General features: G+C 43.4%; 9 protein-coding genes and 1 rRNA gene. All 10 read right to left on the bottom strand.

The genetic code is table 11. The annotated features are described in order from the left end of the window. Window positions 1-80: ribosomal RNA gene (locus J2Z48_RS14305) — 23S ribosomal RNA — on the bottom strand; the annotation flags it as partial. A gap of 244 nt (window positions 81-324) precedes the next feature. Beyond that, window positions 325-1,350, bottom strand: coding sequence for a cytochrome d ubiquinol oxidase subunit II (locus J2Z48_RS14300; protein WP_307254624.1), 1,026 nt, complete (start codon window positions 1,348-1,350; stop codon window positions 325-327). A gap of 25 nt (window positions 1,351-1,375) precedes the next feature. Then, window positions 1,376-2,719, bottom strand: a complete 1,344-nt coding sequence (locus J2Z48_RS14295) for a cytochrome ubiquinol oxidase subunit I (RefSeq protein ID WP_307254623.1) — start codon at window positions 2,717-2,719, stop codon at window positions 1,376-1,378. A 120-nt stretch (window positions 2,720-2,839) separates the two neighbouring features. Beyond that, complete coding sequence (locus J2Z48_RS14290) at window positions 2,840-4,084, bottom strand: MFS transporter (protein ID WP_307254622.1); 1,245 nt, start codon at window positions 4,082-4,084, stop codon at window positions 2,840-2,842. A 221-nt stretch (window positions 4,085-4,305) separates the two neighbouring features. Beyond that, complete coding sequence (locus J2Z48_RS14285) at window positions 4,306-5,577, bottom strand: dihydrolipoamide acetyltransferase family protein (protein ID WP_307254621.1); 1,272 nt, start codon at window positions 5,575-5,577, stop codon at window positions 4,306-4,308. Between the two features lie 2 nt (window positions 5,578-5,579). Beyond that, window positions 5,580-6,566 carry an alpha-ketoacid dehydrogenase subunit beta gene (locus J2Z48_RS14280; protein ID WP_307254620.1) on the bottom strand — a complete coding sequence of 329 codons (987 nt, stop codon included), beginning with the start codon at window positions 6,564-6,566 and terminating at the stop codon, window positions 5,580-5,582. Next, complete coding sequence (gene pdhA / locus J2Z48_RS14275; RefSeq protein WP_307254619.1) at window positions 6,554-7,612, bottom strand: pyruvate dehydrogenase (acetyl-transferring) E1 component subunit alpha; 1,059 nt, start codon at window positions 7,610-7,612, stop codon at window positions 6,554-6,556. The genes J2Z48_RS14280 and pdhA overlap by 13 nt, the downstream gene beginning before the upstream one ends. 29 nt (window positions 7,613-7,641) lie before the next feature. Further along, window positions 7,642-8,748 (bottom strand): Glu/Leu/Phe/Val family dehydrogenase, encoded by a 1,107-nt coding sequence (locus J2Z48_RS14270; protein WP_307254617.1) that lies wholly within the window; start codon window positions 8,746-8,748, stop codon window positions 7,642-7,644. A 98-nt stretch (window positions 8,749-8,846) separates the two neighbouring features. Continuing rightward, window positions 8,847-9,635: an enoyl-CoA hydratase/isomerase family protein gene (locus J2Z48_RS14265; RefSeq protein ID WP_307254615.1), complete on the bottom strand. Its 789-nt coding sequence runs from the start codon at window positions 9,633-9,635 to the stop codon at window positions 8,847-8,849. A gap of 20 nt (window positions 9,636-9,655) precedes the next feature. After that, the gene (locus J2Z48_RS14260) at window positions 9,656-10,402 is read right to left on the bottom strand and encodes an enoyl-CoA hydratase-related protein (protein WP_307254626.1); all 747 of its coding nucleotides are present in this window, start codon (window positions 10,400-10,402) and stop codon (window positions 9,656-9,658) included. Window positions 10,403-10,547: the final 145 nt, after the last annotated feature.

The raw sequence follows: 10,547 nt of genomic DNA, 5'->3' as shown, positions 1-10,547 counted from the left end.
CGAAGCATATCGGTGTTCGTCCCGTCCTTCATCGGCTCTTGGCGCCAAGGCATCCTCCGTGTGCCCTTAGTAGCTTAACCTACAAAGGTTTGTTTGTTTCTCGGTAATCACATTTTCGGTGAATGCAACATGACGGAAGACTCATGTGTTTAATGATGTCTTCTATCTTTCTTCATTTCTGTATCTAATTTTCAAGGTGCATCATTTCGTTGTTTTGTGCACCGCATCTCGCGGCGACATGTAATAATGTATCATGCCCAAAACAAATCGTCAACAACTATTTTTTAAAAAATGAACTCAGAATATAAAAAGCAAGCAAATCCCTTATTTCCGTTGCAAATATCTCTTGTCCTTTAAGAACAAAGCCCAGAAAACAATGAATCCCGGAAGCAAGATTGCGAGTCCCAAACCTAGTACATTTAACAGGGAATAGAACGTATTAATATTGGTGAAAGCCTCCCCCACTGTAAGGTACGGATACACAATATACGGAAGATGTGAGGTCCCATATGCAAAAGTCGCAATCCCATATTGAAGAATCACAAAGATAACCGCAATCCTCGGCTTGCCCTCCAGCTTTTTCCCTCGATCGCTCCACCATAATGCCGAATAGCCGATAACGAACATGATAATAGAGAGAACAAACCAATTCTGATAACGATTGATATTGCTAAGTAACCAGCTTGCTTCTGGTCTAAAAGATAAGAGTGTAACAACTGCCACTACTAACGTGATGGGACCAAATAAAATTGCATTCCGCCTATAAACTTTATAAGCCCCCTGATCTCTGCTTTCTTTTGAGTAGTCTGCCAAAAACAAAGAGGACAAGAATAACTCAGAAGTAAGTCCAAATAACATGTACATATAGACAGATGGGCTTGTGAAAAAGATGCCGAAATCTAGTTCAGGTCCCCGAGGACCCACTTGAACTAAACCGCCTTCAGTCACAGGGAGCGCGCTAATTAACAAAGCTGGCACTAATACCCCTGTTAAACCAGATACGGTACGCAAGGTTCGGTTATAGCCCTGTACGGAATAGGCAAATACCATAAAGGAGCTACGAAGCAAAATCAGTAATAGGATTAAACTTACTGGGACAAGCAAGACGGTTCCAAACGTAAAAGCTGCTTCTGGGAAGAACCCCACAACGGCAACAACCAGCAATACCAAGATTGTATTATTGATCTCCCAGGTAGGAGAAAGAAATCGATTCGCAATTTCACTCGCCTGCGTGTCTTGTTTGGTATAAATCATCGCCCAAAAGCTAGCTCCAAAGTCAATCGAACCTGCAATGCTATAGATAAAAACTAAGATCCAAATGACTAAAATGGCAATTTTCGGCTCAATCATATACTTACTCCTCCTTCGCTCTCATCTATGATAGATATCGCTCGATATCCTTTTGAATTGGATTTCTTCGAAAATAGGACTTCATTACAATCACGACGAGAACGGCTAGGAACAAGTATACAGCCCCGAACATAAAGAATAAGAATCCTAGATGTGGTGCTGTAGTTGCTGCTTCACTGGTTCGTTGAATCCCATAAATCGTCCAAGGCTGCCTTCCACTACAACTAAAAATCCATCCAAACTCAATCGAAAGCATAGACAAAGGTCCGGTAAGAGCGAGTATCCATAACAACCACCTAGGATACGAGTCTCCTCTGCGTATCATTCTCCTCCAGTACATATACAATCCAATTGCCGCAATCATAAGCAATAATGTTCCTAGCCCTACCATGACATTGAATAATAAATGGGTATAAAACGGTGGCCATGTATCTTGCGGAAAGTCATATAACCCTTTCACTTCGGTGTCAAAGCGCCCCGCCGCCAGCCAACTTAATAAAAACGGAACCTCCACTCCAAACTTTACTTTATGGGTCGCGGGATCTACATATCCACCAACTGCAAGGGGGGCATATTTCTGCGTCTCAAATAATCCTTCAGCCGCGGCGAGTTTGGCTGGGTTATGGACATGAAGCTTTTGAGCAGATGTGTGTCCACTTAAAGCAGTTAGAAATGAAAAGAGCAAGGCTACTACGAGTGAAAGCACCAGCGCCTTTCGATGAATCGTAGATTCTTTGGTATCGTTCCGTTGCTTCAACCACTTATAAGCCGCAATGGAAACAATCGCAAACCCTCCTGTCATCAAGGCAGTAACCACAACATGGTATGAAGTGCTCCAAAAGGTAGGATTGAAAAAAGCCTTCCATGGATCTACGTTAGTAATCGTTCCATCTGGCTTCATCTGAAATCCAGCAGGTGTATTCATCCATGTATTCGCTGATGTAATTAAAACCGCAGAAGCAGTAGCACCTACCGCGACTAAAAATACAGAGAAGATTCTTGTCACGGGGCGTAAACGATCCGCAGCATACACGTAAATGGATAAAGCGAGTGCCTCCAAAAAGAAAGCAAAGATCTCAATTTTAAATGGAACTGCAATGACTTGACCTACTATCTTCATAAATCCTGGCCAAAGTAGGGAAAGTTGCACCCCTACAATGGTACCGCTAGGGATAGCAACACCCAGTAAAATGGCAATCGCCTTTGTCCATCGCTTTGCCATGATAAAGTAATCGTTATCTTTTTTCCATAGATGAAGCACTTCAGCTAGGAAAACCATAAACGATAAGCCGATGCCGAGTGTTGCAAAGATAATATGAAAGGCAAGAGAAGTTCCAAAAAATGCACGAGCTAATGTAACTGTATCCATAACAACCAACCTCATCTAATCGTTCCAATTTGCTGATATTATGCGATATAGGTGGTTGTGATATACAAATGTCAGCAAAAAAGCCAACTTCATCTCAATCGAATGTGGTTGGCTCTCTTGTCACGGATCTGATTTTATTTTTTTATGGAATAGGTTCTCGCCAAACAGTTTGGGATGTCTTAAAATCCAGACACCCATTCCAATTAGTAAGCACAAGGTACCTGCTATGAAATATCCCGTCGAAAGGGATTGATCGGTACCATAACTGACCATAGGCACCAAGATGCTGGTTAAAAATAATACAGATAGCTGGCGGAGTGACGATATTCTCCCCCGAATGGGCCCTACACAGCGTTGTTGCAATGTGCTAAGCATCACGACAATCGAAAGCACATTCCAAGAGGCTAGCCAGAAACTAATCAACATAATCGCCAGCCAATGATCGACGAAAGCGTATAAAAAGAGTAATAAGCCTTGCATCGTAATCCCAATAAAGGATAGCTGTGTCGCCCCCACTCGTCGAATAATCCGAGTCGTAAAAAGGGAAGTAACAACCGCTCCAGCTGCAAAGCTAAATTCAAAGGCAGACAACCAAAAATAGTTCTCTTGAAATTTCTTAGTCACCATTGGTACAAGTGTCAAATTAAAAAACATAATAACGAGAAAGTCAGTAGCAGATATGAGCGAATGAAGCCAAAGCGATGTCTCACGTTTGAGTAGGTAAAAGACTTCTTTCCAATCACTCCACAGATTTCCGATCCAAATATCCGTCACGACCGACTCTTTGGTCTCAATTTTAGGAATGACCGCCCATGCAATGGCTAGTCCAGCTAAGATGTAAGTAACACCGTTGATCAAAATAACAAAACTCGTATCCATAAAAGCAATAAGTGGTGCGGCTGAAACGGTCCCAATAATCGTTCCCAGCTGAGAGCTAGTGCCTACCATGGCGTTAAATTTTTGCAACATCTCTCCTTTGCATAGATTGGGTATGATACTAAATGTGGCAGATTGATAAAATGGTTTACATATATTAATCACCAACGTAAGAGCCAGCACATAGTAAAACCAATGATTCGTCAAACTCATCGCGGCCGCAATGACCATGATGGCGATCCCTCTCCCTACATCACAGATCACACAGATCCACTTTGGGTTTCCACGATCCACCATCGAACCTGCTATGAATTGCAGCAAGAAAGAGACTAAATGTTCAAATATAATAACAAAACCAAAAGCTACGACGGAACCCGTATTTCTATACATTAGCAAACTCATTGCAATGGTATGTGTACCATTACCAATATTAGTCAGAAAAACAGAAAATAATATTTTTTTAGCCTCTAATGAAAGCTGGGTTCTCATAAATTTTCTCTCAATCCCTTTATTTTGTAGAAAATTATTTGCCATGGGTTCAGTATATTTTTATACCATATTTTAAAAAATTATTTTTTGTTTATTATTGCATAATATTTTTTGAAAATCAATTATATTTCAACCGCATACATCTATACATTGAGGTTAAAATGCGGAAAATGGTACAAATAAAAATAGAAGGGTCTACTCTCTCCCTTCTACTCAATTAGTTAAGATAACATAGAAAGCATTTTGCTGGGCTCTTGGGTGAAGATCTGTAATGCCTCTGTAAAACGAATCGCATCCGCTCCATCTACAATCCGATGATCAAAACTAAGCGATACGTTCATTCTCCAACCCACAGCCAATTCACCTGATTCATTTACAATGGGCATTCGCCGGATCGGATGAATTGCTAAAATCCCGATTTCGGGTGATTGGATGATAGGTGTCGCCCACTCTCCCCCTAGCACGCCTGCATTGCTGATGGTAAACGTACTCCCAGTCATTTGATGAGGCCCTAGCTTTCCTGATCGTGCTAAAGTGGTAAGGTCTTGTAATTCGTTAGAGATGTCATTCATATTTTTCTGTCCGATTTCCTTCAAAACAGGAACCAATAATCCTTGTGGCGTATCGGTAGCAATTCCGATATGAATTGATGAGTGTTGATGAATCATGTGCTTTTCTTCATCAAAATGGGAATTCCACATCGGGTATTGTTTCAATACACAGGAAATCATTTTTAGCAAAACAGCTGTGTACGAAATCTTAGAACCATTTGATTGGGTTGATTGGGCTCTCCATCTAACCAGTCCTGAGACATCCAGCTGGTCAAAGTGGGTAGCATGGGGTTTGGTGGTGGTGGATAAAAGTAGTCGTCTGGAAATGACTTTTCGAATGGGTGTCAGCGGTAATTGAATGGATTCCGTTTCTGTTTCTGATCGGTTGATTGGTTGGTTAGAGGAATTAGGGTAACTGGAGCTTGAGATAGGAAGATCGTGGAATTCTTCTGCTTGAGTAACGTGGATGGGGGAAGATGCGATATTTAGCTGTCGTTCTAGATCACTTTGTAAGATCCTGCCTCTTGGACCCGAACCTTTTAGGAGATTTAAATCAATGCCTAGTTGTCTGGCTCGTTTTCTGAGTGCAGGTGAGGCCAATGCTTTTGGGGATTGGGATGGTGTAGATTTTTGACTCAAGACAGTGACTGGTTGCTGGATACTGGTTTCGGATAAGGGATGAGTGTCATCGGCTTGATCCGGATGTGTTACGGAATCAATATAGAATAAAGCTTCTCCTACTTTTACCGTCTCATTTACCTGACCATATAGCTGGCAAATACGTCCTGCTTGGGGAGAAGGTAGTTCGACAACCGCCTTATCGGTTTGCACTTCTACTACGGCTTGATCCTGCAATACGATTTCCCCTTCTTGGACAAGCCACTTTACAATCTCAGCCTCCGTCACACCCTCTCCGATATCGGGCAATCGGAATGGAATCAATTTTACATCCCTCCCTCTTGAACCACTTTATACACTGCTTGGGCAACTTTCTCAGCCGTTGGCCGAAATTCGTCTTCTAGGGCGTACATTGGCACGGGCACATCATAGCTGGTTACTCGGACCATCGGTGCTTCCAAGGAGTAAAAAGCCTGCTCTTGAATCATCGCCATCAATTCAGAACCAAGCCCGAGCGTACGGGGCGCTTCTTGAACAATAACAACGCGTCCTGTTTTGGTAACCGATTGAATAATCGTCTCTTCATCTATGGGATCTAATGTGCGAAGATCGATCACCTCACAGGAGATGCCACTTTTTTCACACTCACTTGCTCCCTGCATCGCAACTGGAACCATGGCTCCCCATGCTAAGATCGTTACATCCGTTCCGGTTTGCACCAATCGAGCTGAGCCTAGGGGTATCTCATACCAACCAGCCGGAACCTCTTCTTTGAAAGCACGGTATAACTTCATTGGCTCCAGAAAAATAACGGGATCCGGTTGTTTAATCGCTGCTAACAAAAGTCCCTTTGCATCACTAGGGGTAGAAGGTACAACTACTTTTAAGCCAGGGGTATGGATAAAGAAGGTCTCTGTGGAATCGGAATGTAATTCAGGTGCACGAATCCCGCCACCATAAGGAGCGCGAATGACGATCGAGTTGGGAAATGCTCCTTGCGTTCGAGTATGAAGCCTCGCAATATGCGAAATGATTTGTTCAAAAGCCGGATAGATAAAAGTAAGAAACTGGACTTCTGCAACGGGTTTAAAGCCATTGACCGCTAAACCGATGGAACTACCGATGATTCCCGCTTCTGCTAGAGGGGTATCGATGACTCTCTCATCACCAAAATGTTCCCACAAACCATCCGTAGCACGAAATACACCGCCGTTTTTCCCAATATCCTCTCCTAAGAGAAGTACCTCTGGCATCTCCTCAAGAGCAACTTGCAAAGCATCGCAAATCGCTTGTACCATCGTTAGTTGAGCCATGGTATCTCCCTCGTTTCACATTCAGTTTTTTGCCGCATTATTTTTCGAGATACTTGGTGATAGACGTGTTCAAATAAATGGGTGGCTCGTGCAGGAGTGGAAGATTCGGCTTCTTTTATTCCTTCGTCAACCTGCTCGTCACATTGATGAGTCCAATTTTCGATTTCTTCTAAGCTAATTAATCCTTCATGCAAGAGGCAAGTTTGCCATCTTTCCACGGGATCCCTCGCTTCAATCCATTCCTTTACTTCATCCGAAGGGCGATATCGGGTAGCATCATCTGCCGTCGTATGAGAGCCTTTTCGATACGTAACGGCTTCGATGAGCGTGGGACCATCTCCATTACGGGCCCTTGTAATCGCTTCTTCCATTACACCGCGTACGGCTAATACATCGTTTCCATCTACGAGAACGCCTGGAATTTGATACGCTTTCGCACGCTCCGCAATCGTTTCGCTAGCAGATTGACGGTTAAAAGGAACACTGATCGCATATCCGTTATTTTGGCAAAAAAAGATAACGGGTAATTTAAACACACCAGCAAAGTTTAAGCCCTCATGAAAGTCTCCTTCAGATGTAGCTCCATCCCCAAAATAGGCAACAGAGACAAACGTTTCTTTTCGTAATTTACTCGCCCAAGCCGCGCCTACTGCTTGAGGAATCTGGGTGGCAATGGGCACCGTTGGAGGCATCAATCGTACTCCTTCCGGTGGCTTACAACCTTCTACTCTGCCCATCCAATAGAGAAATACCTGTGAAATCGGCATCCCTACTTTAAGCGCAACCCCATGCTCTCTGTAGCTCGGAAAGACCCAATCTTCTGAATGAAGCGCCATCGAACTCCCTATCTGAGCCGCTTCTTGTCCTTCCAAAGGGGCATACGTCCCGATCCGTCCCTGCCGTTGTAACAAAATCGCACGACGATCAAATTGACGAGCCAGTATCATCCAACGAAGCCACTCTCTTTTCTCCTCGTTTGAGAACTTTGACCAATGCTTTAAACCCTGTTTGGTCAATTTACCTTTTGGTGTCACCCACTGAATCAAGGTTATCTCCTCCCGGTTTATGTCTATGACTAACCAAGATAAATCCTGCGAATATCGGCTATTTTTTCTAACCGTTCCTCTACTATTTCGTTGGCAGCCTGACAGGTTGAGATCTGATGTTGTTCAGCTCGTTTGTATACCAGAAGAAGCATCTCGTATATAAAGCGAGCTTTTTCTTCTGCGCATTCTTTTGTTTTCTGCAAGATCTCCATCGCTACTTGGATCAAACCACCCGCATTTACCAAATAGTCTGGGGCATATAAAATTTCTCTTTGGGCTAATAAATCCGCACATTCATCACTTTCTAACTGATTGTTGGCCGAACCGATAATCGCTCTGCACTGAAATCGATGTATGTTAGAGGTATTCACAATCCCTCCTCTGGCACAAGGAACCAAGAAGTCACAAGGTGTCTCCAAAATTTTATGGGTCGTTGTAATCTCAACCGATTCTGGAGACATCCGTTGAATGATTAAACAAGATGGAAGATGTACATCGGCAATAATTAGTTCGGCACCTTCAGCCAACAAAAGGCCAGCAAGTCTCGCACCTACTTTTCCGATTCCTTGAATAGCGACCACTTTTCCCTCTAATGATTCAGATCCATACAAATATTGAGCCGTGGCGCGCATGCCTTGTAGCACACCCATCGCTGTGGAAATGGAAGTATCTCCACTCCCACCGTAATATTCGGGTAGGCCTACAATATACTTTGATTCTTTTGCCGCATGAATAAAGTCTTCCGGGGAAGTACCCATATCGGTTCCCGTATAAAATCGCCCTTGTAAACTACTTACAAATCGACCCACTGCTCGAAATAACTCAGGGGACTTTTCAGTAGGAGAAGTATCAGGTAAGATCACCATTTTCCCACCACCGAAATCCACATCTGCAAGGGCACATTTACGAGTCATCCCCTGTGATAGTTGCAGTACATCATCAAGAGCCTCTTGGGTAGTAGAGTAGGGAATCATTCGGCAACCACCTAGTGCTGGTCCTAAAGTAGAATCATGAATCGCTACAATCGCACGCAACCCCGATTTACCATGGCAAAAGAAGGTTACTTGCTCATGACCGCCTTCCTCCATACAAGCAAATATATCCTTCATCACATACTCAGTTCGATTCTCTTCCACCAGTCCTTCACCTCTTCTGTTTTAATACTCAGAAAAAATAGATTCTGCCCATACGATGATGGGCGGTTTAGGACTTGCTTGAAAAGCGTTTCGATGAGTTATTTCCCTTTGAAATCCGGCAAACGCTTCTCAGCAAATGAACGTACTCCTTCAAGGAAATCTCTAGTACGTCCAGACTCACCTTGATGGATTGCTTCTTGCTCTAACATTTCATCCAATGAAGACTCCATGGATTGATACGCCATTTTTCTAGTCATGGCAATGGCTCTAGTAGGACCTTTGGCAAGTTGCTTCGCCAATTGCATGGTTTCGTTTTCCAATTCGGAAGCTGGAACCAATTTATTCGCCATCCCGATTTCCACTGCTTCTGTTGCAGAAACATCTCTACCTGTAGTCAGAAGCTCTAGAGCACGACCCACTCCTACCAGACGCGGTAAGAAGAAGGAAGCTCCACTATCTGGGACTAATCCGATCCGTACAAAGGCAAGTGTAAATTTCGTTTGGGAAGCGACAATACGCATATCACATGCCAAAGCCAAACTACATCCAGCTCCAGCGGCAACCCCATTTACTGCGGCAATCGTCGGTTTATCCATCGCATACATCTGCTGAATGAGAGGGTTATAGCGTTCGCGAACTTCTACCTCAAGCTTTGGCTGTTCGGTCAACAATTGGCCTGCTTCTCTCAAATCTTGGCCCGAGCAGAATGCTTTTCCAGAACCAGTTAAGACCACTACACGTACTTCTGGATCTTGATTTGCCATACGAAATGCTTCAGTTAACTCTTTTAATAAATCTGTGTTAAGAGCATTAAATAATTCTGGACGGTTTAGGGTGATTGTGGCAACACCGTCCTCTAATTGATATAACAATGTTGAAAAAGTCATGTCATATTCCTCCTGGCGCGTTAGTTTCCATGAAATTGGGGCTTCCGTTTCTCTAAAAAAGCTTCGAATCCTTCATCTTGGTCATTCGTTGAAAATAAGAGATAAAAGCTATTTTGTTCAAGCAATAAACCCTCAGCAAAACCAACTTCCGCCGCATTTAATACGGATTGCTTAGCTAGTTGAACCGCGAGTGGAGCATGAGCAGCTATGACCTTAGCTAATGATCTAGTCTCTTCTTCAAGCTGATCCGCTGGGACCACTCTACTAATTAATCCCGTCGCCTCTGCTTCCTGGGCTGTGATCGTTCGGCCGGTTAAAATCATTTCCATTGCCTTCGATTTACCAAGCGCTCGGGTGAGACGTTGTGTGCCGCCTGCACCGGGAATGACACCGAGACGAATCTCTGGTTGACCAAACACGGCTGTCTCTGAGGCTATAATGCAATCGCAAATCATCGCCAACTCACATCCACCACCCAAGACAAATCCGCTTACTTGAGCAATAACGGGCTTCTTAATGCGACGAATTCGTTCCCAATCTTTAAAAAAATGGGAATGAAGGAAATCACTCGGAGAAAGCGATTGCATCTCATGGATATCAGCTCCAGCAGCAAATGCCTGGTCGATTCCCGTCAGAATCATACAACGAATCTCTCCGTTTCGATCACATGTCTCCAATGTATCTGCAATCGCACGAATCAATTCCGTATTAAGTGCGTTTAACGCTTCAGGTCGATTGATCTGAACTCTACAGACTCCATCATTTATTTCTGTGATTAACCAACGGTTCTCCAGCTTGGATCGCCCCTCTTATTATTATAATGTTGATAAACATTATCACAAAAAATAGATGTATTCAGACATCATTATTTTATCAAATATGCTTGCTAGTGTCAGGTAATTATATTAACAC

It is taken from the genome of Croceifilum oryzae (assembly GCF_030814315.1).
Taxonomy (GTDB): Bacteria; Bacillota; Bacilli; order Thermoactinomycetales; family Thermoactinomycetaceae; genus Baia; species Baia oryzae.
The sequence above is the reverse complement of the archived record's forward strand: the minus strand, read 5'-3'. Positions and strand labels throughout refer to the sequence as shown.